This is a genomic window from Pseudophaeobacter profundi, from assembly GCF_029697505.1.
GTDB lineage: Bacteria > Pseudomonadota > Alphaproteobacteria > Rhodobacterales > Rhodobacteraceae > Pseudophaeobacter > Pseudophaeobacter profundi.
Window position 1 is genome coordinate 280,623 of sequence record NZ_JARJEF010000002.1, and the last position, 24,843, is coordinate 305,465.

At 58.9% G+C, this 24,843-nt stretch carries 18 protein-coding genes and 1 tRNA gene; 8 read left to right on the forward strand and 11 right to left on the reverse strand.

The window, feature by feature from the left end; genetic code table 11:
* Positions 1-37: 37 nt before the first annotated feature.
* Positions 38-2,689, reverse strand: coding sequence for an alanine--tRNA ligase (gene alaS, locus P2081_RS04570; protein WP_278921698.1), 2,652 nt, complete (start codon positions 2,687-2,689; stop codon positions 38-40).
* Between the two features lie 157 nt (positions 2,690-2,846).
* Positions 2,847-3,911 (reverse strand): recombinase RecA, encoded by a 1,065-nt coding sequence (recA, locus tag P2081_RS04575; protein ID WP_278921699.1) that lies wholly within the window; start codon positions 3,909-3,911, stop codon positions 2,847-2,849.
* 191 nt (positions 3,912-4,102) lie between these two features.
* On the opposite strand from recA, the gene P2081_RS04580 reads away from it, so the two are divergent.
* Positions 4,103-4,696, forward strand: coding sequence for a gamma-glutamyl kinase (locus P2081_RS04580; protein WP_278921700.1), 594 nt, complete (start codon positions 4,103-4,105; stop codon positions 4,694-4,696).
* A 41-nt stretch (positions 4,697-4,737) separates the two neighbouring features.
* Here the strand turns inward: P2081_RS04580 and P2081_RS04585 are convergent, their stop codons facing one another.
* The 3 genes from P2081_RS04585 to guaB form a co-directional block, all read right to left on the reverse strand.
* A complete protein-coding gene (locus P2081_RS04585; protein WP_278921701.1) occupies positions 4,738-7,062 on the reverse strand; it encodes a hybrid sensor histidine kinase/response regulator in 2,325 nt (774 codons plus the stop codon).
* 91 nt (positions 7,063-7,153) lie between these two features.
* A complete protein-coding gene (locus P2081_RS04590) occupies positions 7,154-8,332 on the reverse strand; it encodes an RsmB/NOP family class I SAM-dependent RNA methyltransferase (RefSeq protein ID WP_278921702.1) in 1,179 nt (392 codons plus the stop codon).
* 48 nt (positions 8,333-8,380) lie between these two features.
* On the reverse strand, positions 8,381-9,829 hold the full coding sequence (gene guaB / locus P2081_RS04595) for an IMP dehydrogenase (protein ID WP_278921703.1): 1,449 nt from the start codon (positions 9,827-9,829) through the stop codon (positions 8,381-8,383).
* A gap of 318 nt (positions 9,830-10,147) precedes the next feature.
* Here guaB and P2081_RS04600 point away from each other — a divergent pair, with 318 nt between their 5' ends.
* The 3 genes from P2081_RS04600 to P2081_RS04610 all read left to right on the forward strand — a co-directional run bounded on the left by P2081_RS04600 (position 10,148) and on the right by P2081_RS04610 (position 13,077).
* A complete protein-coding gene (locus P2081_RS04600) occupies positions 10,148-12,190 on the forward strand; it encodes an ASKHA domain-containing protein (RefSeq protein ID WP_278921704.1) in 2,043 nt (680 codons plus the stop codon).
* Between the two features lie 156 nt (positions 12,191-12,346).
* Positions 12,347-12,420: transfer RNA gene (locus P2081_RS04605), tRNA-Gly, on the forward strand.
* Between the two features lie 177 nt (positions 12,421-12,597).
* Positions 12,598-13,077 (forward strand): acyl-CoA thioesterase, encoded by a 480-nt coding sequence (locus P2081_RS04610; RefSeq protein WP_278921705.1) that lies wholly within the window; start codon positions 12,598-12,600, stop codon positions 13,075-13,077.
* 176 nt (positions 13,078-13,253) lie between these two features.
* On the opposite strand, the gene pgl is transcribed toward P2081_RS04610, so the two are convergent.
* Positions 13,254-13,925 carry a 6-phosphogluconolactonase gene (pgl, locus tag P2081_RS04615; RefSeq protein ID WP_278921706.1) on the reverse strand — a complete coding sequence of 224 codons (672 nt, stop codon included), beginning with the start codon at positions 13,923-13,925 and terminating at the stop codon, positions 13,254-13,256.
* Positions 13,922-15,397, reverse strand: coding sequence for a glucose-6-phosphate dehydrogenase (gene zwf / locus P2081_RS04620; protein WP_278921707.1), 1,476 nt, complete (start codon positions 15,395-15,397; stop codon positions 13,922-13,924). The genes pgl and zwf overlap by 4 nt, the downstream gene beginning before the upstream one ends.
* Positions 15,398-15,541: 144 nt before the next feature.
* Between zwf and P2081_RS04625 the strand changes: the two genes are divergently transcribed.
* On the forward strand, positions 15,542-16,495 hold the full coding sequence (locus P2081_RS04625; RefSeq protein ID WP_278921708.1) for a radical SAM protein: 954 nt from the start codon (positions 15,542-15,544) through the stop codon (positions 16,493-16,495).
* A 39-nt stretch (positions 16,496-16,534) separates the two neighbouring features.
* Here P2081_RS04625 and P2081_RS04630 read toward each other — a convergent pair whose 3' ends face one another.
* Complete coding sequence (locus tag P2081_RS04630; protein ID WP_278921709.1) at positions 16,535-16,804, reverse strand: usg protein; 270 nt, start codon at positions 16,802-16,804, stop codon at positions 16,535-16,537.
* Positions 16,805-16,986: 182 nt separating this feature from the next.
* Between P2081_RS04630 and gyrA the strand changes: the two genes are divergently transcribed.
* Complete coding sequence (gene gyrA, locus P2081_RS04635) at positions 16,987-19,731, forward strand: DNA gyrase subunit A (protein WP_278921710.1); 2,745 nt, start codon at positions 16,987-16,989, stop codon at positions 19,729-19,731.
* Positions 19,732-19,991: 260 nt separating this feature from the next.
* Entirely contained in the window at positions 19,992-20,342 is a 351-nt protein-coding gene (locus P2081_RS04640) for a DUF6614 family protein (RefSeq protein WP_278921711.1), read from the forward strand.
* A gap of 82 nt (positions 20,343-20,424) precedes the next feature.
* On the opposite strand, the gene P2081_RS04645 is transcribed toward P2081_RS04640, so the two are convergent.
* From P2081_RS04645 to P2081_RS04655, 3 genes are all read right to left on the reverse strand, one after another.
* Positions 20,425-21,897: a carboxypeptidase M32 gene (locus P2081_RS04645; RefSeq protein ID WP_278921712.1), complete on the reverse strand. Its 1,473-nt coding sequence runs from the start codon at positions 21,895-21,897 to the stop codon at positions 20,425-20,427.
* A 3-nt stretch (positions 21,898-21,900) separates the two neighbouring features.
* Complete coding sequence (gene ctaA, locus P2081_RS04650; protein ID WP_278921713.1) at positions 21,901-23,049, reverse strand: heme A synthase; 1,149 nt, start codon at positions 23,047-23,049, stop codon at positions 21,901-21,903.
* An 84-nt stretch (positions 23,050-23,133) separates the two neighbouring features.
* Positions 23,134-23,937, reverse strand: a complete 804-nt coding sequence (locus P2081_RS04655; RefSeq protein ID WP_278921951.1) for an RNA methyltransferase — start codon at positions 23,935-23,937, stop codon at positions 23,134-23,136.
* Between the two features lie 227 nt (positions 23,938-24,164).
* Here P2081_RS04655 and P2081_RS04660 point away from each other — a divergent pair, with 227 nt between their 5' ends.
* Positions 24,165-24,797: a thiamine phosphate synthase gene (locus P2081_RS04660; protein ID WP_232405669.1), complete on the forward strand. Its 633-nt coding sequence runs from the start codon at positions 24,165-24,167 to the stop codon at positions 24,795-24,797.
* Positions 24,798-24,843: the final 46 nt, after the last annotated feature.

Genomic DNA, 24,843 nt, shown 5'->3' on the forward strand with positions numbered 1-24,843 from the left:
ACGACGGCGGGCGCTTTTGTTCTGTCGCTCAGGGCAATCAGCCTGCCAGGAAAGCCTCTGCTGCGGCGATTGCTGCCTCAGCGCCAGAGAAATCCTTGCCACCGCCCTGCGCCATATCAGGACGGCCACCGCCGCCCTTGCCGCCAACCGCAGGCACAGCAGCGCGCAGCACCTCAACCGCCGAAACCTCGGCTGTCAGATCATCGGTGACCCCTGCCGCAACAGCAACCTTGCCGTCCTCTTCCGCGATCAGCAGGATCACACCAGAGCCGATGTTTTGCTTATGCGCATCAATCAACCCGCGCAGATCCTTGCCAGATACCCCCTGCAGCGCCTGCGCCAGGAAGGCCTTGCCGCCGATCTCTTTGGTCTCGGCACCACCACTGGCGCCGCCCCCCATGGCAACCTGCTGTTTCAGGTTGGAAATCTCATTCTGCAGGGACTTGCGTTCCTCCATCATGGCCTTCAGGCGATCCATCACATCCGCAGGCTGCGCCTTGAGGGCAGAGGAGATTTCCGCCATCTGGCTTGCGGCACCTTCCAGATGGGCAATGGCTGCCGCCCCAGTCAGAGCCTCGATCCGCCGCACCCCAGCCGAAGAGGCACTGTCACCCAAGATGACAAAGGTGCCGATATCGCCGGTCTGGCGCACATGCGTACCGCCGCAGAGTTCGATCGAATAGGTTTCGCCGTCCTGGCCCTTGCCTGTCGCCGCGCGCCCCATCGAGACAACCCGGACTTCATCGCCGTATTTCTCGCCGAACAGCGCCTGAGCACCAAGCGCGCGGGCGTCATCCGGGGTCATGATCCGGGTTTCAACCGGGGTGTTCTGGCGAATGTAGCGATTCACATCGGCCGAGACCTGGCTCAACTCTGCCGGGCTCAGGGCCTTGGTATGGCTAAAGTCAAACCGCAGGCGATCATCCGCATTCAAGGACCCACGCTGGGCCACATGTTCGCCAAGCGCCTCGCGCAACGCCTCGTGCAGCAGATGCGTGGCCGAGTGATTGGCACGAATAGAGGCGCGTCGGCCGTGGTCGACGATCAACTGAGCGGGCGCGCCAGCCGTGACCAGCCCCTCGGTGACCTCACCCATATGAATGAACACGCCGGCGGATTTTTTGGTATCGCTGATGCGGATCGTGCCGCCTTCGACGCGAACCTCGCCGCTGTCGCCGATCTGGCCACCGGATTCGGCATAAAATGGTGTCTGGTTCAGAACCAGTTGAATCTTATCGCCCTGGCCGGCCTCTTTGACCTCGCCGCCCTCTTTGACCAGAGCCAGGATCTGGCCCTCGGCGCTTTCGGTTTCATAGCCCAGGAATTCCGTGGCACCATGTTTGTCTGCGATGTCAAACCAGATGGTGCTATCGGCACTTTCACCAGAACCCGCCCAGGCGGCACGCGCCTTGGCTTTCTGCTCCGCCATGGCGGCATCAAAGCCATCGGTATCGACCTCGCGGCCCTGTTCCCGCAGGGCATCCTGGGTCAAATCAAGCGGGAAGCCAAAGGTGTCATAAAGTTTGAACGCAGCCGCGCCAGGCAGAGGAGCACCTTCCTGCAAAGAGGAAACCTCATCGTCCAATAGCTTCAAGCCGCGGTCCAGCGTTTGTTTGAAGCGTGTTTCTTCCAGTTTCAATGTCTCTTCGATCATTGATTGCGCCTGGCCCAGCTCTGGGTAGGCCGCGCCCATCTGCTGCACCAATGCGGGCACCAGACGGTGCATCACCGGATCTTTCGCCCCCAACAGATGCGCATGGCGCATGGCACGGCGCATGATCCGGCGCAGCACATAGCCGCGCCCATCATTCGAAGGCATCACGCCATCGGCCAGCAGGAAGGAGGTGGAGCGCAGGTGATCCGCAATCACCCGGTGATGCACGTTCTGATCACCGTAAGGATCGGAACTTGTGACATCCGCCGACGCTTCGATTAGGGATTTGAACAGATCGGTATCATAGTTGTCATGGCTACCCTGCAACAAGGCGCCAATGCGTTCCAGCCCCATACCGGTGTCGATCGACTGCATGTCCAGTGGCACCATGGTGCCGTCTTCGAACCTCTCGTTCTGCATGAAGACCACATTCCAGATCTCGATAAAGCGATCGCCGTCTTCCTCGGCAGAGCCGGGAGGGCCGCCCCAGATGTGATCGCCGTGATCGTAGAAAATCTCGGTGCAGGGACCACAGGGACCTGTGGGGCCCATCTGCCAGAAGTTATCGGCAGTATCGATACGGATGATCCGGTCCTCGGGGACGCCCAGCTTTTTCCAAATCGCAAAGGCTTCGTCATCAGTGTGGTAGACCGTGGTCAGCAAGCGGTTTTTGTCGATGCCAAATTCTTTGGTTACCAGCTCCCAGGCGAAGGTAATCGCCTCTTCCTTGAAATAGTCGCCGAAAGAGAAGTTCCCGAGCATTTCAAAGAAGGTATGGTGACGCGCCGTGTAGCCGACATTGTCAAGGTCGTTGTGTTTGCCGCCGGCACGCACGCATTTCTGCGCCGTGGTCGCGCGCTTGTAATCGCGGCTTTCAACCCCGGTAAACAGGTTCTTGAATTGCACCATGCCCGAGTTGACAAACATCAAGGTCGGGTCGTTGCGCGGCACCAGCGGGCTTGAGTCGACCACTTCGTGGCCCTGCTTGGCAAAATAGTTCAAAAAGGTAGAGCGGATATCGTTCAGCGTCGCCATGGAAGGGATCCCTTTGCGGGCAGAGTTCAAGGTTGGAACGAGGTTTATCCCCCCAACCCCCCCCTGTCCACCGCCTGCATCCCGGCATCTTATGCAAAAAGGGCGCAGCCGTAGCCGCGCCCCCGTAAAAGATCAATTTGATCAAAAAACCCGTGGCTTAACCTTCCAGGATATCATCCTCATCGCCAGCATCGGGGCGGTTGAAATCCAGCCCATGCGCGGCGCGGATCTTATCTTCGATGTCATAAGATATGGCCGAATGGTCGCGCAGGAATTGCTTGGCGTTTTCACGCCCCTGGCCGATACGTTCATCCCCGTAGGAAAACCAGGACCCGGACTTGTTCACCACGCCCGCCGCAACACCAAGATCCAGCAGCTCACCCATCTTGGAGATACCTTCGCCATACATGATGTCGAACTCGACCTGCTTGAAGGGAGGGGCCACCTTGTTCTTAACCACTTTGACACGGGTGGCGTTGCCGACGATTTCGTCACGATCCTTGACCGCGCCAATGCGGCGAATATCCAGACGCACAGAGGAATAGAACTTCAGCGCGTTACCGCCGGTTGTGGTTTCGGGCGAGCCGAACATAACGCCGATTTTCATCCGAATTTGGTTGATGAAGATCACCATGCATTTGGAGCGGCTGATAGAGCCAGTCAACTTACGCATGGCCTGGCTCATCAAGCGGGCCTGCACACCGACGCTGGAATCGCCCATATCGCCTTCGAGTTCCGATTTGGGCGTCAGCGCCGCAACGGAATCGACAATCACCATATTCACAGCACCAGAGCGCACCAGCGTGTCGGTGATTTCCAGCGCCTGCTCGCCCGTGTCAGGCTGCGAGATCAGCAGCTCATCCAGATCGACGCCCAGCTTGGCCGCATATTGCGGATCAAGCGCATGTTCCGCATCCACAAAGGCCACAACGCCGCCATTGCGCTGCTGTTCTGCGGCGCAATGCAGGGTCAGCGTGGTTTTCCCGGAACTTTCCGGCCCGTAAATTTCAATGATGCGCCCCATCGGCAAACCGCCAATGCCCAGTGCAATATCCAGCCCGAGCGACCCGGTCGAGCTCGCCTCGATTTCCTGAATGGCGCCGTCGCTCATCTTCATGATGGAGCCCTTGCCAAATTGCCGCTCGATCTGTGCAAGCGCGCTGTCGAGCGCCTTTTGCTTGTCACCGCTTACTTTGTTTTTCATGGTCAACAGATCCGCCATAGTCCCTTGTCCCCTTCTATGTGTCATAGAGCTGCGCTTGCGGCAATCACTGCTTTGTTCGCCTCTTGTTCTTTATGGGACCAAAAAGAGAACAAAGCAAACACAAACTTAACCTATCCAGCCAAACAGCGGGATGCTAAACAGGGCAGCAATGGTTTAAGCAACTTATTTTACAGGGTTTGACGATAGAAATGCTGGTATTTTATGACGCACGACTGGTTTTGCTTTCGGTGCCAAAAACCGGAACATCTGCCTACCAAGAAGCGCTGCAAACCCGCGCAGATCTGGCCATTACTAACCCACCGGAGCTAAAGCATGCGCCGCTCTACCGCTATAACCGATGGATTCGGCCCATGTTCGCGCGAGTCTGCAACGCGGAGCTGGACGTGGCAGCGGTGATGCGCGAACCCGTCAGCTGGCTTGGCAGCTGGTATCGCTTTCGCCAGCGCCCCTTTCTGGATGGCAAGACCACCTCTACCCGCGGGCTGAGCTTTGATGATTTTGTGCGCGATTATTGCAAGGGGCAGCAGCCTGAACATGCCAACGTTGGCAGCCAGGCAAAGTTTCTGGAGGCGCAGAAAAACGGCTGCCGGGTGACGCATTTGTTCCGTTACGAAGATCAACCCCGCCTGCAACAGTTCCTGCAGGATCGGCTGGGGGTCGAATTGACGCTGCAACAGCGCAATGTCAGCCCTGAGATGGATCTGACCCTAAGCCCTGAAATCAACGCCCTGTATCGGCGCAAAAAACCGGACGAATTTGCGCTCTACGACAGCATCATCTGATCGCAGGACCGGGCCGGTTCTGCGGCCCGCTTGTCCTGGTCTCACTGGAATTGCGCATGCACCGTTTCGGTCAACTGGTTCAGCGAGAAGGGTTTTGGCAGGAATACCGAATTGGGGACTGCCTCGTCGGATTCGCCAAAGGCACCCTCGGCATAGCCCGAGACAAAGACAACACGGGTGTCGGGCCGGGTTTTGCGCGCCTCGCGGACCCAAGTCGGCCCATCCATCCCCGGCATCACAACATCGGTAACAAAGACATCCACCTCAAGGCTGGGGTCTTCCAGGGTGCGCAGCGCATCTTCTGCCGATTCCGCCTCTAGCACGGTATAACCACGCATCCGCAGCGCCCGCGAGGCAAAGGCCCGTACGGGGGCTTCGTCTTCCACCAGCAAGACCACGCCTTCACCGTGCTGCGGTGCCGCAACCGCCTTGGGCACCTCGACGGCGACCTCCTCTGCCTCGGCCCCGCCGTCAATCTCCTGCCCTTCCTGATAGACTGGAAAGAACAGGGTGAACTGCGTGCCCTTATCAAGAACGGAGTCCACAAAGATATAGCCGCCGGTCTGTTTGACGATGCCGTAGGCCGTAGACAGGCCCAGACCTGTGCCTTCGCCGGTGCGTTTGGTGGTGTAAAAAGGCTCAAAGACTTTTTGCAGCTTATCCGATGAAATACCGACACCTTCATCGCTGACCTTGACCGTGACCCAATTGCCTTCGGGCACAGTAACACGGTTTCTGGTCAGCGGCTTATCCAGGGTCACCGCCTCTGTGCGGACGCGAATTTCACCACCATTGGGCATTGCGTCACGGGCATTCACCACCAGGTTCATCAAGACCTGTTCCAATTGCCGCTTATCCGCCCGGATAGAGCGCATCACCGGATCATGGCTAAGCGTCAGCGTGACCTTTTCCCCCACCAGACGGTTCAACAAATGGGTCAGATCCGCCAGGGTATCGCGCACATCCAGAATCTCTGGCAGCAGCGTTTGCTTGCGCGAAAAGGCCAGTAGCTGGCTTACCAGTGACGCGGCGCGGTTGGCGTTTTCGTGGATCTGGATCAAATCGCCGTAGTCCTGATCACCCTGATCATGACGCAGCAGAAGTAGATCACAATGCCCTGAAATCGCAGTCAAAAGGTTGTTGAAATCATGCGCAACACCGCCAGCAAGCTGGCCAATCGCCTGCATTTTCTGGCTCTGTACAAACTGGGCTTCCAGGGTTTTCAGCTCTGTCGCGTCATTCAGCACAGCAATCAGAATGGTTTTGCCGTCTTCTACCGCCCGGGTCAGCGTCACCTGAACAAAGACCTCTTTGTCAGGCCGCGACAGGCGCAGGAATTCCGACTTGTTAGAGGCCAGACCCGCCGCCGTATCATGCAGCCAGTCGGTCATCGGCCGCCCCAGCCCTTCCATCAACTGGGCCAATTTCAGCGTCTCACGCCCATCGACGCCCAACATGGACATCGCCATCTTGTTCAGCGACAGCACATCGCCATTCGGCGCCACTTTGATAAAGGGCACTGGCATATGTTCAAAGCTGGACTGCTGGCTCTTCAGTTCAGCGCTGTCGACCTCCATCAGAAACAGCTCGCTGCGGCCCTGGGTGCGGTTCAACTCGGTGACCAGCACCTCTACGGGGCCACCTTTTGTCGTGATAGTGTTGATCTCACCACTGCTGACCGGCAGCGACAAGAACAGCCGGTCAGTGGATTTCACCCGCTCACCCACCAATTTGCGCGCTGCCTCGTTCATGAACAGGACAGCCCCGGTGCGCCCAACGGTAATCATTGGGATCGGAACCACCTCTGATCCGCGTCCGCTGGGGCGTTCAGCGACATCTTCGACACGCCACAAGAAGTTGCCGCCCTGCATCTGATGGACCGCAAGCCGCACATGGCCCCGGCGCGTTACGATGTCCTCGCGCGCCGCCCCTTCAAACCGCGCCCGGCTTTGCAGCCGGAACAAGACCGCCGACGGATTGGCCAGCACAGAGCGCAGCGCCCCGGCAAGGGTGTCGCCATGATTGTCCTTAAAACGGTTCTGGGCCGCGTGATTGCAGGCATGAATACTGCCGTCATCATCGGTGACAAAACTGGGGGTTGCATCTTTTTCGATAAACCCGGTCAGCAGTTCCACCGCCATGGCGCGGGCATTCATCCGCAACCGCGCCTGAACAAGCATCAGCAAAGCAACCGCCAGCAGCGTCAGGCCAACAGCAGTCAAGCCGCGCATGATCCAATCGGGCCAAGTAAAAAACATCGGCGCCACCAGCAGAACAGAGGACAGCGCCAGGGTCGCACCAAGGCGCAGATGTTCCGGATGAAATATTCTGAGGGCGGGCACGGATGAGTTTTGGCGACCGGGCATCTCGGCTCCATCTTCTGGACTGTTCAACGCAATAACGCCGCTAAAGCCTTAAGACCACGTTAAGAGTGATGTAGCTTTCGTGCCGATTTACCTAACAACCTGCAGGAAGCCGCGTCAACACAGAGACAAAAAACCCATCAGTGCCATCCTGCACCTGCCAGGCGGCTTGCACCTGCAGTGACCAGCCTTCGACCTCGGCCAGAAATGCTTGAACTTGTTCAGAATTTTCCTCGTCCAACATCGAGCAGGTCGCATAGGCAAGCGTGCCTTCCGCGCTGACAAGCCTGGCCGCGTCGCGCAAAATTTGACGCTGCGCATACCGAATTTCATCAAGCTGCGCACGGGTAAGGCGCCATTTACCTTCTGGGGCCCGCCGCCAGGATCCTGAACCAGAACAGGGCACATCACAAAGCACCAGATCAAAGGGGGCCTGCTTTGGCAGCTCTTCATCGGACAGGCAGGTCACATCCACCCCCCCCCGCTGCGCCCGCAACGGCAGGTCAGTCATCCGGCTGGGATTGGCATCATGGGCATAGAGGTCCAGCTTGGCCCGCGCCGCCATGGCCAGGCTCTTGCCGCCGCCACCTGCACAGTAGTCGAGCACCCGCATGCCATCCTTCAGCGGCAGTTGATCGACAACCGCCTGGCTGGCGGCATCCTGCAGTTCGACCAGACCATCGGCAAAACAGGTGCTGTTGCGGATTTTACGCGCCCCAGTGGTCACATCCAGCGCGGTTTCACTGGCGGGATGTGGCGCGCAGATGATCCCCTCTTCCGCCAGCGCTTCGATTGCATTGGCACGATTGCCGCGCAGCAGATTGACCCGCAGATGCACTGGGGCTCGCGTTTGCAACGCTGTTGCGGCAGCCTCGGCCTGATCCCCCAAGCTGCTGCTGAAGGATGGCCAGACCCAGTCCGGTATATCCAGCCGCTCTGCCGCAGAAGCAAAGTCACGCGGCGCAGTCAGTTCTGCATCTTCCAACGGGCTGGGGCCGTAGCCCTGTCCACTGAACACGGCTTCCGGCGCGCTGCCCTCGGCGCGCAGCGCCCCCAGAGTGAGGCCGCGGCCGGTTTCCGCACCGCCAAGCACCGCAAAGGAGCGGCGGCAACGCAGGGCTGAAAACACGTAATCCCGCACCGCCGCGCGGTCCTTGGACCCTGCATAGCGATTGCGCCGCCCCCAGGTCGTCAGCGCCTTTTCTGCCGCTTCACCTTCCAGGATCAGATCAAGGATTTCGATGGCCGCCTGATGACGGGCTGCCGGGGTCATGCCACGGCTCCAAAGCTACAAGAGGTCATCGTCATCCTTTCAACTGATTTACCCGATACGGTAATTCGGGCTTTCGCGCGTAATCTGAACGTCATGCACGTGGCTTTCTTTCAGGCCGGCACCGGTGATCCGCACAAAGGAGCAATCCTTGCGCATGGCTTCGACCGTGGCGCTGCCAGTATAGCCCATGGCGGCCCGCAGCCCGCCAACCAATTGGTGAACCACCGCATTGGCGCTGCCTTTATAGGGCACCTGCCCTTCGATACCTTCCGGCACCAATTTGTCGCTGGCGGCATCCTTTTGGAAATAGCGATCCGCAGAGCCCCGCGCCATTGCCCCCAAAGATCCCATGCCACGGTAGGATTTGAACGACCGCCCCTGATAGAGGATGACCTCACCGGGGGATTCATCCGTACCCGCAATCATCGACCCCACCATGGCGCAAGACGCACCAGCAGCAATCGCTTTGGCAAAATCGCCAGAGAACTTGATACCACCATCGGCAATTACCGGCGTATCTCCGGCGGCGGCAGCGCAGTCCATGACGGCGGTCAGCTGCGGTACGCCAACACCGGCGACCATGCGGGTGGTACAGATAGAGCCAGGCCCGATCCCGACCTTGATGGCATCGGCACCCGCGCCAATCAGGGCTTTGGTTGCCTCCCCAGTGGCGACATTGCCAGCAATGACCTGCACATTGGGGTATTGCGCCTTGATACGTTTCACCGCGTCAAGCACCCCGGCGGAATGGCCATGGGCGGTATCGACGACAACAATATCAACACCAGCATCAATCAGCGCTTCGGAGCGGGCAAAACCGCTATCCCCAACCGAGCTGGCAGCCGCAACCCGCAGGCGACCCAGTTCATCCTTGCAGGCGGTCGGGTTCAACACAGCCTGTTCGGTGTCTTTCAGCGTCAACAACCCGGTAAGCTTTCCCTCGCCATCGGTGACCAGCAGCTTTTCGATACGGCGCGCCCGCATCATCGACTTGGCTTCGTCCAGATCGGCCGGTTCCTGCAGCATCGCCAGATTGTCGGATGTCATCATCACCGACACCGGCGTCGCATCATCATTGGCAAAGCGCATATCGCGGTTGGTCACGATGCCGACCACTCGACCGTTCTCATCCACCACGGGGAAACCGGTCACCCGGTAGCGTTCTTGCAGCGCCTTGGCATCTGCCAGCGTCTGATTGGCCAAAAGGGTGATGGGGTTGTAAACGATTCCGCTCTCGAAACGCTTGACCCGGCGCACCTGCATCGCCTGTTCCTCGGTATCGAGGTTCTTATGAATAACCCCCATGCCGCCCGCCTGCGCCATGGCAATGGCCATGCGAGCTTCAGTCACCGTGTCCATCGCCGAGCTCATCAGCGGAATATTTAGATCAATTGTCCGCGTTACGCGCGTCCGCGTATCAGCAGTGCTGGGCAGGACGTCGGACGCGCCTGGAACCAGTAGAACATCATCAAAGGTGAGTGCCTCACGAATCTGCATTTGCAACCCCTATGCAAAACCCCGTTTGACGGTGACCCTATTGCACAGTCCCCCCGGATAGAAAAGACCCCACCGAAAATTCCTGCGCTGCAGCAATGAAATGCTCGCCTGCCACCGCCCCGGCTGACTGCGGCGCAGTGAGCAAAGCCATGGCATCCACCAAGGCACCGGGCTAGGGGCCGCGCCCGGCGAGGTTCTGGCGGCGGGCAGAGCAGAAAAAGACGCGGCTGAACCAAATTGTGGCGTTCCGCGACTTTTGATTGCAACAGCTTGCGCCTATGGTCTGATCAGAAATTTCGAATTCACAGGGTGCCCTACATGAGCAGCGATCCTCTCGTCATCTTTACCCCATCTGGCAAGCGCGGACATTTTCCTGTTGGCACACCGGTTCTAACCGCTGCCCGTCAGCTTGGCGTTGATCTGGATTCGGTCTGCGGCGGCCGGGGCATTTGCTCCAAATGCCAGATCACCCCGTCTTATGGTGAATTCTCCAAACACGGCGTGAGTGTTGCCGATGATGCCCTGACCGAATGGAACAAGGTTGAACAACGCTATAAGGACAAACGCGGACTGATCGACGGTCGGCGCCTTGGTTGCCAGGCGCAGGTGCAGGGCGATGTGGTGATCGACGTCCCCCCCGAAAGCCAGGTGCATCGTCAGGTGGTACGCAAACGGGCCGAAGCCCGCGACATCATCATGAGCCCCTCGACCCGGCTGTTTTATGTCGAGGTGGAAGAACCCGACATGCACAATCCCTCGGGCGATATGGAACGGCTGATCGCAGCGCTTGCCGAACAGTGGCAACTGCAAAACGTGCAAAGCGACCTGCATATTCTGCAGTGCCTGCAACCAACCCTGCGCAAGGGCAACTGGAAGGTCACCGTTGCAGTCCATCTGGGCGACGAGACCCAGCCGCCAAAGATCATGCATATCTGGCCCGGCTACTATGAGGGCACGCTCTATGGTCTTGCGGTTGATCTTGGCTCCACCACCATCGCGGCGCATCTGTGCGATCTGAAATCGGGCGAGGTCATTGCCTCGTCCGGCATCATGAACCCGCAGATCCGCTTTGGCGAAGATCTGATGAGCCGGGTGTCCTATGGGATGATGAACAAAGGCGGCGATCAGGAAATGACCCGCGCGGTGCGCGAAGGCATGAATGCCCTGTTCACCCAGATCGCCAGCGAAGCCGAGATCGACCAGAGCCTTATCGTTGATGCGGTCTTTGTCTGTAATCCCGTGATGCACCACCTGTTTCTGGGGATCGACCCGTTTGAACTGGGACAGGCGCCCTTTGCGCTTGCCAGCTCTGATGCGCTCTCGCTGCGCGCGGTAGATCTGGACCTCAACATTCACCCCGCCGCCCGCGTCTATCTGCTGCCCTGTATCGCGGGCCATGTTGGCGCCGATGCCGCAGCCGTGGCGCTGTCCGAGGCACCCGACAAATCAGAAGACCTGGTGCTGGTGGTTGATGTAGGCACAAATGCTGAAATCCTGCTGGGCGACAAGACCAGGGTGCTGGCCTGTTCTTCCCCCACCGGCCCCGCCTTTGAGGGCGCGCAGATTTCCAGCGGCCAACGGGCTGCCCCCGGTGCCATTGAACGGCTTGAAATAAACCCGGAAACAAAAGAGCCCCGCTTTCGGGTCATCGGCTCTGACATCTGGTCCGACGAAGACGGGTTCGAGGCAGCCATCGCCACTACCGGCATCACCGGCATCTGTGGCTCGGGCATTATCGAGGCCATCGCCGAGATGCGTCTGGCCGGGGTGCTGGATGCCTCCGGCCTGATCGGATCGGCCGAGCAAACCGGAACGCAGCGGTGCATCGTCGATGGGCGTACCAATGCCTATCTGGTCTGGGACGGATCCGCCGACGGTGGCCCCAAGATCACCATCACCAACCCCGATATTCGCGCCATCCAGATGGCCAAGGCGGCGCTCTATTCGGGGGCGCGCCTGTTGATGGATAAACTTGGTGTCGAAACTGTCGATCGCGTGGTGCTGGCCGGTGCCTTCGGCGCGCATATCTCGGCCAAGCACGCCATGGTCCTGGGCATGATCCCCGACTGCCCGCTAGACAAGGTCACCAGCGCGGGCAATGCTGCGGGCACTGGCGCGCGCATTGCCCTGCTCAACACCGATGCGCGGCGTGAAATCGAAGAAACCGTGCGCCGCATCGAAAAAATCGAAACCGCCGTCGAGCCGCGCTTCCAGGAGCATTTTGTCAATGCCTCGGCGATTCCCAATTCCGCCGAGCCTTTTCCGATTCTGTCGACGGTGGTCACCCTGCCGGAGGTGAATTTCAACACTGGCGGTGGCGATGGGGCAACTGGCGGCCGTCGACGTCGCCGCCGCGGTTAACCCGGAACAACCGCACACAAGACGGTGATGACATGCGGGGCCGAACCAATTCACGGCTTACAAACAAAGGCTTGCCAAGAGACTTCCCTTGGCAAGCCTTTTCGCACTTTCAGCGTATTGACCTCATCCCCGCCATTAGATACCAACGCCCCAGCGGCGGGTATGGTGAAAAGGTATCACGGCAGCTTCCCAAGCTTTAGTTACGAGTTCGATTCTCGTTACCCGCTCCAAACATCCCACAGCACCGCATGGCCGGTGAAAATCGGCCCATATCAGGCTGAATATTCTGCACAATAACCTGCCGTATTACGACCTCTGCCAGCTTGGGGTGAGCCGGGATTGTTCCGCTCCGTTACGGGGCTGTTCTCCCCCTTGCCTTTTGCGCCACCGCGCGGCAAACCGGCGGCATGGAATTACGCTATCTCACCCCGCTGACGGCGGAAGAACAACTGGCGCAGGGGCTGGACCAGCCAAAGCCCATGGCATTGGCGGATCGGGTTCGGTTCTCAGAGCTGGACATCCTGCGTCATGTCAACAACAAGGCCTATCTGGGCTGGTTTGAAACCGCGCGGGTGTCTTACTTTGACCAGCTTTGCGCCCGGCATTTTGCTGGTATGCCACTACCGCGCTCGGTGCTTCGCAATGCCAATGTGCATTATATTCGCGAAATGGTGCTGGATGAGCCCTATATCACCACAGCGCGGGTGATCTCTTTTCGCAACACCTCTTATGTGATGGAACAGCAGATCTGGTCTGGCGGGCTGCGAGCGACGCTAGAGGCGGTGATGGTGCTGCGCAGCCCCGATGGCAGCGCAGGTTATCCCCTGCCCGAGGCGCTGAAGCAGCAGTTCATCAGTAAAGACGGGGCACAGCCGACGCAGGGCTAATGCACCCTGCCCAGACCGGCGCAGCCTTATACTGGATGCGCCAAGCCCAGGTGAACCAGTTTGCCACTGCAAGTCCACTTACCAGTTCCAGCCGATGGTTCGCTACCGCGGCGACGACCCGCCCAAAGCCCTCGACGCGTCAATATGAAGCCTGGTCTGCAGTAGCAGCCAGTACGCTATGGAGCCCAGTGCACTGTCATTTCTGACAAGACCGCCTGAATTGGGGCCTCTTCTGGCGGCAAGGAAAGCGCCCGCTTCAAGGCGTCTTTCTTGGCCTCGCCAAAGATCACCAGATGTTTTGACAGCGCCCCATTCAACACCGGAGCCGACAGGCTGATGCGTGGCTCGGGCTGGCTGTCAGGGCGCAATATGGCCAAGGCCGGGGCCTGCGCTGAAAGCGCCTCTTTTACGCCAGCAACGCCAGGAAACAATGAGGCGGTATGCATGTCCTCGCCCATGCCCAGCAAGACCACCGAGAGTGGCAGATCCGGTTGAATCCGGGACATGATGGCCTCCAGCGCCTCTTCCGGGGCATGGTCCGTCATATGAAAGGGCAGGAATTGGGCTGCAGCGGCGCGATCGGTCAACAGCCGTTCTTGGATCAGTCGCGCATTGGAACGCGCATGCTGCACTGGCACCCAGCGTTCATCCGTTGCCATGACATGCACCCGGTCCCAATCGATGTTGGCGGCGCAGAGGTCGTCAAATATTGGCGCTGGCGTGGTGCCGCCTGCCACCGCGATTGAGGCCCATTCATTATGCGACAGATGCATCCTCAGATTGCCGGCAATCTCGCTTGCAACTTCTATCGTCAGGATTTCCCTGTCGGGGTATTCATTCATATTCATGGGTTTATACCTCTCCATTCTCGCTGATCCCTGCGCAGCAGCAGATCGGCATCACCGGGGCCAGTACTACCGCTTTCATAGGGTTTAGGCACATCGCCACGCGCCTGCCAGTCCGCGATGATCGGGTCGATCCAGCCCCAGGCGGCCTCTACCTCATCACCGCGCATGAACAGGGTCTGGTTGCCCCGCACCACATCCATGATCAGCCTCTCATAGGCATCAGCGGGATTGCCCCCCTTCGCCCCCAAGGCGTCAGCAAAGCTCATATCCAGAGGGACATCCATCAAGCGCATTCCGCCGGGGCCAGGTTCCTTGATGGTCACGCTAAGCGTGATACCCTCGTTGGGTTGCAGACGAATTTTCAGGTGGTTGGCATGGCGCCCGGCCTCTTCGCCAAAGATTGAATGCGGCGCGTCCTTGAACAACACATTGATGACCGACGAACGCGCCGCCAGCCGTTTGCCCGTACGCAGATAAAACGGCGTCCCCGCCCATCGCCAATTGCTGATATGCGCCTTGAGCGCGACATAGCTTTCTGTGCTCGTGCGCTGGTCTCCAACGGTTTGGCGATAGTCATCGTCGTCGCCCGCCGCAGGGTGCGTCGGGGCGTATTGACCGCGGACGATATGATAGGGTTCTACCGGGTCCAGTGCGCGGATCACCTTGAGCTTTTCATCGCGCACCGCATCCGGGTCAAACTTGGCCGGTGGTTCCATTGCGATCAGGCACAATAGCTGCATCAGGTGGTTCTGCATCATATCACGCATCGCGCCGGACCGCTCGTAATATGCCTCGCGGCCCCGCACCCCGACGGTTTCGGCCACGGTGATTTGAATGTGATCGACATACTGGCTGTTCCACAGTGGCTCAAACAGCATATTGCCAAAGCGCACCGCCATCAGGTTTTGCACCGTCTCCTTGCCGAGGTAGTGATCAATCCGGTAGATCTGCCCCTCGTCAAAATGGCTAGCGAGGGTGCGGTTCAACGCCCGCGCCGAGGCCAGATCGTGGCCAAAGGGTTTTTCAACCACGATGCGGGTGGCGGCATTGGTCAGCCCATAGCTGTGCAGCCGTTCTGCCAGCGGGCCAAACAACGCCGGACCAACCGAGAAATAATATACCTGCACCCGACCAGATTCTGCCACCGACAACTGGTCGTGCAGATCAGACCAGCCACTTTCGCTGCTGCCATCTAGCGGCACATAAGAGACAAGCTGCAAGAACTGCGCCAGGGCGTCGGGGTCCGCATTATTGAGCGATATATCCCGATCCAGCCTTTGTGCCAACTGACTGCGGTATGCTGCGGTGCTGAACCCCGAGCGGGCCGCCCCGATAATCCGGGTGCCATGCGGAATTTGCCCGGCGCAAAATCGACGAAACAGCGCAGGTAAGATCTTGCGCTGCGCCAGATCTCCGGTTGCGCCAAAGACCACCAGATCAAAAGGCTCCACTGGAATGACTTTTGATACCATATTGTTCACCCAACCTTTTGCGCGGCAAAGACCCAGTCTTGGCCCGTGCTATCACATCCCTGTCACATCTGCCTGTAGCGGCTTTTCATTTTCTACCTTTATACGCTAGCCTCCGGCGAAAGAAACTATCCGAGAGTGCTAAGCGTGAAAGATCTATCCGTTCCAAAGGCCAATATCGGAAAATTCAACGACAGCCATGTGACGGCAGATGGCGCAATGAGGGCCTCTGTTGCGCTGAGCCATCCCGAAACGCTTTGGTTCAACACGGGCACCCTGTGCAATATCGAATGTGAGAATTGCTATATTCTCAGCTCTCCAACCAATGATGCGCTTGTCTATATCACCGCGGCAGAGGTCTGCGCCTTTCTGGACCAAATCGAGGCGCGGCAGTGGCCGATCCACGAGATAGGCTTTACCGGCGGCGAGCCCTTTATGAACCCCGAAATGATCGCCCTGACAGAATCCGCCCTGGCGCGTGGCTTTGAGGTGTTGATCCTGACCAATGCCATGCGGCCGATGATGCGCACATCCATGCGCACCGGCCTGCAGCGGCTAGAGGCCGCCTACCCCGGCAAGATGACGCTGCGAGTATCGCTTGATCATTATACCCCAGCACAGCATGACCGCGAGCGCGGTATCGGCAGTTTTGACAAGACCCTTGAAGGCATGCGCTGGCTGCGTGATACGGGGCTGCGGATGGCGGTAGCAGGGCGAACGCTCTGGAACGAAACAGAGGCCGAGGCGCGCGCCGGGTTTGCCACGCTGTTTCAGAACAACGGTTTTGCGATTGACGCGCAGCATCCCGGCGAAACCGTGCTCTTTCCAGAGATGGATGAAACCGTCGAGGTGCCTGAAATCACGACCGAATGCTGGGGGATTTTGGATAAATCTCCGAAGGATGTAATGTGCGCATCCTCCCGGATGGTGGTCAAACGCCGAGGCGCGCAAACGCCTGCAGTACTGGCCTGCACTCTGCTGCCCTACGAAGAAGAGTTCGAGCTGGGCAAAACGCTGGCCGAAGCCGAGGCTCCGGTCCAGTTGAACCACCCTCACTGCGCCAAATTCTGCGTCTTGGGCGGCGCCAGCTGTTCGGGCTGACGGCCTGGCATCTGCTGCCTGAATCCGATGAATCTGCGATCAGTGCAGGGTAAAGATCCCTTTGACATTGCGCCACTGTCCCGGGCTGATCATCTTGCGGTGGGTAAAGCGCACTGAATGCAGCGGCCCGTCCAGCTCGCGCTGCCAGAATTCGATGAATTCAAACAGCTTGGCGTGATCCGGCGCCAAATCGTAGTCCTGCCAGACATATGTATTTAAAACATGGGTGTAGTCGGGCATGTGATAGGTGAACTCGGCAGTGGTCAGCCCGTAGCCCTTTAGCATGAGTTCCGTACTACTCTTCTCCATCTTGGCCTCCTTGGGAAAGCCCCCCTAGGCAAAAGCCTAGCCAGAAATGGTTAATGGCATCCAAACCGCATAAAATGACAGGAAAACCCGGCAAAACCGGCAGCTTACTTGCGCCCTATATATGCACTCTGATAGGGTGGCCCAACAACATATAGACCCATAGAAAAGAACGGGCAGTAAACGTGACAGATACGCCGGAAACTCCTGATAACGCAGAAGAAAACCTTCCTCAGCGTTCCGCTTATGATGGCCCTACCATCTCTATCGAAGCGGAAATGAAGACCTCCTATCTGGACTATGCAATGTCCGTCATCGTCAGCCGGGCCATTCCCGACCTGCGCGATGGGCTGAAACCGGTGCATCGCCGTATTCTTTATGCGATGCATGAGACCGGCAATACCCATGACAAAAGCTACCGCAAGTCTGCCCGTCCCGTGGGCGATGTCATGGGTAAATACCACCCGCACGGTGACAGCGCGATCTATGACGCCCTGGTGCGGATGGCGCAGGACTTTTCGATGTCGCTACCGTTGCTTGACGGTCAGGGCAACTTTGGGTCGATGGACGGCGATAACGCGGCGGCAATGCGTTATACCGAAGTGCGGATGGACAAACCTGCCGCCTTCATGCTGAACGATATCGAAAAAGAGACCGTCGACTTTCAGGACAACTACGATGGCAAGGACCGTGAACCAACAGTTCTGCCAGCACGTTTCCCCAATATGCTGGTCAATGGCGCCGGCGGTATTGCCGTTGGCATGGCCACCAATATCCCGCCACATAACCTGGGCGAAGTGATCGACGCCACCCTGGCGCTGATTGATGATCCCGATCTCACCAGCGAACAGCTGATTGACTATGTGCCCGGCCCCGACTTCCCAACTGGTGCCATCATGCTGGGCCGCTCGGGCGCGCGCAAAGCCTACCTTGAGGGGCGCGGCAGCGTCATCATCCGCTCCAAGACCCGCGTCGAGGAAATCCGCAAGGACCGCTATGCCATTGTGGTTGATGAGGTGCCTTATCAGGTCAACAAGGCGGCAATGATCGAAAAGATTGCCGAACAGGTGCGCGAGAAGAAGATCGAGGGCGTCGCCCACGTTCAGGATGAATCCGACCGTAACGGCGTGCGGGTGGTGATTGAACTGAAACGCGATGCCACCCCCGAGGTGGTACTGAATCAGTTGTTCCGCTTCACCCCGATGCAGACCTATTTTGGCTGCAACATGCTGGCGCTGAACGGCGGCCGCCCCGAGCAGCTGACCCTGCGCCGCTTCCTCACGTCTTTCATTGATTTCCGCGAAGATGTGGTGGCGCGCCGCACCGCCTATCTGCTGCGCAAGGCCCGCGAGCGCAGCCATGTGCTGTGTGGTCTGGCCGTGGCCGTTACCAATATCGACGAAATCGTTGCCACCATTCGCCAATCCGCCGATGCCGCCGAGGCCCGCGAAAAACTGATGACCCGGCGCTGGCCTGCGCAGCCCATTCTGCAGTATATCGCGCTGATTGATGATCCGACCCATACTGCCAATGAAGATGGCACCTATAACCTGTCGGAAACCCAGGCCCGCGCCATCCTGGAACTGCGCCTGCAGCGCCTGACACAGATCGGCGTCAAAGAAGTCACCGACGAGTTGGAAGAGCTGGCAAGCAAGATCAAGGAATATCTTGAAATCCTGTCCTCGCGCGAACGCATCATGGGCATCATCGGCGATGAGCTGCGCGAAGTCCGCGACCAGTTTGCCGTGCCGCGCCGCACCGAGATCGTCGACTGGTCCGGTGACATGGACGACGAAGACCTGATCGAGCGCGAAGACATGGTGGTGACTGTGACGTCGGGTGGCTATATCAAACGCACACCCTTGGGTGATTTTCGGGCGCAAAAACGCGGCGGCAAGGGCCTGTCAGGGATGCAGACCAAGGAAGAGGATGTTGTCACCAACCTCTTTGTCGCCAATACCCATACGCAGCTGTTGTTCTTCACCACCGATGGCATGGTCTACAAGCTCAAGACCTGGCGTCTGCCGCAGGGCGGGCGCACCTCCAAGGGTAAGGCCATCATCAATATCCTGCCAATCCCGACAGGTGTCTCTATTGCCGCCATCATGCCAGTGGATCGCCCCGATAATGAATGGGCCGACCTGCAGATCGTCTTTGCGACCTCTGCCGGTACCGTACGGCGTAACCGCCTGTCAGATTTCACAAATGTGAAATCCAACGGCAAGATCGCGATGAAGTTCGAAGACGAACATGCCGAGACCAAGCTCATCAATGCCCGCATCTGTTCCGAAGAGGACGATGTGATGCTGGTGACCAATACCGGTCGTGCCATCCGCTTCCCCACCACCGAGGTCCGCGTCTTTAACAGTCGCAACTCTGTCGGGGTACGTGGCATCAGGCTGGGTGACGGGGATGAAGTTGTCTCCATGTCGGTAATCCGTCATTTCGATGCGACCTCGGAAGAGCGTACCGCCTACCTGAAACGGCGCCGCGCGGTTGCCGGACTGGCCGATGATGGCGAGACCTCAGAGGAAGACGACGCGGTGGAAAACGCCAATATCACCCAGGAACGCTATGCCGAAATGTCGGCTGCGGAAAATCTGATCCTTACGATTACCTCCGGCGGTGCGGGCAAGCTCAGCTCTAGCCATGATTACCCGGTGCGGGGACGTGGCGGTATGGGCGTTGCGGCCATGGACAAGGCCATGCGCGGCGGTGCCCTGCTGGCCTCCTTCCCGGTCACACTGGAAGATCAGATCATGCTGGCGACTTCCAAGGGGCAATCCATCCGGGTGCCCGTCGAAGGCATTTCCTTCCGCTCGCGTTCTGCTGGCGGGGTGCGGGTCTTTAACACCGGCAAGGGCGAAGAGGTGGTTTCGGTCGCCTGGATCGCCGAAAACGGTGAAGAGGACGCGGCAGCCGAAGAATAATCTTGCTTTAGCAACAAGCACTTAAGATCGGACCTATGGCCAGCTTCAGCCGATAGCTGGCCATAGGTCTTTTGCTTTCAGGCTGGATCAGTCACTGTCGGGTGAACCGCCATCCTTACCCATAGGGATCAAGGAAGAGGTGCGTCGGGTTTTCCCCGCTATAGACCACGGCAATGGTCAGGCAGGAAATTTTAACGTAACCGAAGGTTTTTGCCGCTATCAAAGGGTCTCAAAACCCACAATTTTGGCAGGGCCTTTTCATGAATCTCTATCACTGCTCAATTGATCTTCATAATGAAGCCAAAGCGCTGGCCTTTGCCGGAGCCGTGGACCAATGGATGGCCTATCTGAAAGAGCGCGGTGTTGTGAGCGGGCATCGACTGCTGCGGCGCAAGCTGAACCTTGCAAGCGACAATTGCCGGGATTTCCTGTTGGAGATTGAGTTTGCGAACCTCAGCCAGCTGGATGATGCCTTTCGGGTTCTAGGCGAAAGTGACGAAGAGGTTGAGCGGCTGTATCGCAACGTGAACAACTTGATTGCCCATGCAGAATTCGGCCTCTTCCGCCCCTTCCCCGATCCTGAACGCGCCGAGCGCATGGCGCTGATCTGAACGCAGCCCGACAAGCCCCCGTCGACAATGAAAAAAGGCCAGGCATTTGCCCGGCCTTTCTTTTACGGTCTGCACGGCCCTATCAGAGCGCATAGAGCGTGGTGAATTTATCCGTCAGATACTGCATCAGCGGTTCTGGGCTTGGCGCCATGCCAGCGGCATGGACAATGGTGTCACGCGGGCTGCGCAGACCGCCGTATTGTTGCAGGTTTTCACGCAGCCAACCGGTGGCAGAGGCGGTATTGCCCGCCGCAAGCTCGGCGTCGAGATCCGGCAGGTCAGCGCGCAGTTTCTGGTTCAGACAGCCCGCATAGACATTGCCCAGTGCATAGGTCGGGAAATAACCAAACAGGCCAACCGACCAATGCACATCCTGCAGGCAGCCGTTCGACGGCTTATCCACGGAATAGCCGAAATCGGCAGCAAAACGATCATTCCAGGCAGCCTCCAGATCGGTGACCTCCAGATCCCCAGCCATCAAGGCGCGCTCTAGGTCAAAGCGCAGCATCACATGCAGGTTGTATTGCAACTCATCCGCCTCGGTACGGATAAAGCCGGGATGAACCCGGTTCACCGCGCGATAAAAAGCCTGTGCATCCGGGATGCCAAAGTCACCAAACTCTGCCCGCATTTCACCATAAAGCCAGCTGGTAAAGGCCGCGCCACGCCCGATCTGGTTTTCATATATCCGGCTTTGGCTTTCATGCACGCCCATAGAGACACCGCTTCCCAGTGGCGTCAGCAGGAAATCCTGGCTGATACCCTGTTCATAGGCCGCATGGCCGACCTCATGGATGGTCGAGTAGAAACAATTGAACGGGTCATCTTCGCTGGTGCGGGTGGTGATCCGCACATCCAGGCCGCTGCCGGAACTGAAAGGATGAACCGCCTTGTCGACACGCCCATGGCGCATGTCATAACCAAAGGTCTTGGCCAGTTTGCGCGTCAGCTGCATCTGCGCCTGCTCGGAAAAGCGCCCTTCAACTGCCTTGGGCGCGGGGCGTTCCAACACCTGGGCGCGCAGATCAACCAGGCCGGGGCGCATGGCGTCAAAGATCGCCGCGATTTCAGCGGCGGTTGTGCCCTGTTCATAGTCTGCGACCATGGCGTCATAGACATCGCCCCCTGCGGCCAGGGCCTGGCCTTCCTCGCGCTTCAGGGCGACAACCTCTTGCAGCACCGGCAAAAAGGCTGCCACGTCTTCTGCCGCGCGGGCTGCGGCCCATTTTCCCTGTGCTTCGGATGTCACGCGGGCAAGCCGTTTTGCCAGATCGCTTGGCACCTTGACGGCACGCTCATAGCTACGCTTGATCTCGCGCAGCTGCGCGCGGCCAGCCTCATCCGGTGCCACAGCCGTTTCCAGCCAGTCGCCCACTACAGCAGAGCACCGGCGGCCATGGATCACCGCCTCAATGGCGGCCATTTCTTCGCCGCGCTGTGGCGCAGCGCCACGCGGCATCACGGTTTCCTGATCCCAGCCAAGCCGCCCGGCAATCTGCGCCAGCGCCTGGGTGTCCCGTTCATAGGCCATCAGGCTGTCGAATGTATTTGTCATAGCTCAGTGGTCCTTGATCGAAGTTGCAACAGGATAGGCGGCCAGGAACCGCCCGCGCAGGATCGCCACCCAGAGGCCAACCGCCACAAGCTGGTGCAGAATGGCTGCATGCCAGGGGGCTGCGTAGAGGACGGTGATCACGCCCAGTAGGATTTGCAGCGACAAAACTGCAAAGATCAGATTAAAGGCGTTGCGGGTTGCCGGATGGGCAGAGCCACGCCCCCGCAGCCACACAACGACCGCGAAAGCAAACAGAAGATAGCCGCTCACCCGATGGATAAACTGCACCAATCCAGGGTTTTCAAAGAAGTTCTTCCATAGCGGCTCGATCATCAGCGGGTTTGGGGGCAGCAGCTGCCCGCCCATCAACGGCCAATCCGTATAAGAGCGGCCGGCATCAATGCCCGCAACCAGCGCGCCCAGCAGGATTTGCAAAAAGGCAAAATGCAAAAGCCCGGTGGACAAGCCGAAAATCTTCGCCTCTTTGGCGCGGCGCGCCTGCATCAGGTCACGTTCGGAGCGCCCCAACAAAAAGACATACCAGGCAATGACCCCCAGGATGACAAAGGCCAACCCTAGATGCGTTGCCAGCCGATAAGAGGCAACTGCGGTCATACCTTCTCCCTGTGTGACCCCCGAAGAGACCATCCACCAGCCAATGGCACCCTGTAGGCCACCAAGCAGCCCCGGCAGCGCCAGACGTCCCGCCCAGCCTGTTGGGATGCTGCGGGTCACGAAAAAGCCGATAAACCCGATGGCCCAGACCAGGCCCATGACCCGGCCCAGCTGGCGATGGCCCCATTCCCACCAATAAATGGATTTGAAATCCGCAAGCTGCATCCACTTGTTTTCAATCTGCCACTGATCAATCTGTTTGTACTTGGCAAATTCCGCCTGCCAGTCGGCCTCGCTTAGCGGTGGGATCGCGCCGGTGACCGGACGCCATTCGGTGATCGACAAGCCAGAATCGGTCAGCCGGGTCAGCCCGCCCACCACAATCATCGCCACCACCAGCGCAAAGAGCGCCATCAACCAACCCCGGATCGCCCCGCGGGCGCCGCGGCGTCCGCGATCGATCATCCCCGGTGCAGCCTGTGGTGCGGCGTCGGACTTGCTGCCCTCAACCTCTTCAAAAATATTGCGCTTGCTCATGCTTGCCTCTTTCAGATCCGCCGCCACGCTAGGCAGGCTTTTCAGGAAGGTCCAGTACCAGACGGCCTGGAAATCAGGGACGTGTTACAGACGCCATTTTTTGGTCGGCCCGCTGTCACCCTGCCCCTTGGTTTCACCATTCTCGGTCTCGCTCTGCTTCCAGCGCACCATCTGGCGCATGATGCCATGCAGCATCTGCACATCGGCCCGTGTCAGCCGCATACGGCTGAACATATTCCGGAATACCACTTTCATGCCCTCGGATTTTGTGGGCGGAAAGAAATAACCCGCCTCATCCAGACGATCCTCATAGTGGCTGACCAGGGCTTCGACGTCGCGCCCGGTCGCCCAGTCTGTTTTCCCCAGCTCGGTGACCTCATCAGCAACCTCTTGCGATTGGCGCTGCCATTCATAGGCGGTCAACAAAACACATTGCCCCAGGTTCAATGAGGCAAAGTCAGGATTCACCGGCACCGAAATAATGGCATTGGCGCGGGCGATATCGTCGTTTTCCAGCCCAGCGCGTTCGGGACCAAACAGCACCGCAACCTTTTCCCCTGCCCGAATTTTCTGCTGCGCCAGCTTCATAGCCGCCTCGGGGCTGTAGACAGGTTTGACCAATTCACGCGGGCGGGCGGTGGTGGCAAACACGAAAGAGCAATCCTGCAGCGCGGCGGGCAGATCCTCTGCCAGGCAGGCCTCGTCCAATAGCCGCCCAGCGCCAGAGGCCATGGCAACCGCCTTGGGGTTTGGCCAACCATCGCGCGGCGCGACAATGCGCATCCGGTCAAGTCCAAAGTTCCACATGGCACGGGCGGCGGCCCCGATGTTTTCGCCCATCTGCGGGCGGACCAGGACAAAGGCAGGTTGTGGCGTGTCGCTTGGCATCATTCTCTCCGCAAAATACCGCTCTGCTGTAGTATCCAGATCGCCGATGAGCAAGCCATTAGCCAGCCCAGTGGTGCGGCAATCAGCGCCAGAGCCCCCTGCCTGCTGCAACTTTACGGCCAGATGGCCGATTTGCCCAACCAAGACCAGCCAAGACCTTGCAGAAGCTTGCGTTCACCCATAGATCCGCTACAACCCATTGTTCAAAGCGAACAGGAGTAACCTGCATGGAAGACGCCGCACAAGCCCCCGAAGCCCCGCAGATTTACCTGATCTCCCCCCCCAGTTTTGAGCTTGGCCGCTTTCCCGATGTGCTGGCCCGCGTACTGGACAGCACCGAGATCGCCTGCCTGCGCCTGAATATGGCCAGCCGCGACGAAGACACCTTGAGCCGGGCCGGTGACGCCCTGCGCGAGGTCTGTCATGCCCGCGAGGTCGCCATTGTGATCAGCGATCACCAGATCCTGGCAGAGCGTCTGGGTCTGGACGGGGTGCATTTGAACGATGCCTCCAAATCGGTACGCACCGCGCGCAAGGCGCTGGGCCCCGACGCAGTGGTTGGCAGCTTTTGCGGCGCCTCGCGTCACGATGGCATCAGCGCCGCCGAAGCCGGCGCCGATTACGTCAGCTTTGGCCCCGTTGGCACCTCTGGCCTGGGGGATGGCGCCGTGGCCGAGCAGGATCTGTTTGACTGGTGGTCGCAGATGATAGAGGTGCCAGTCGTGGCCGAAGGCGGCCTGACCGAAGATCTGATCCGCAGCACCTCTCCGTTTACTGATTTCTTTGGCCTGGGCGAAGAAATCTGGAATACCGAAGATCCGGCTGCCACCTTGAACCGCTTTATGGTGGCGATGCGCTAAAGCGGACAGCCCGCGCATCCCCCAAACACCAAGAGGCGCCTGCAAC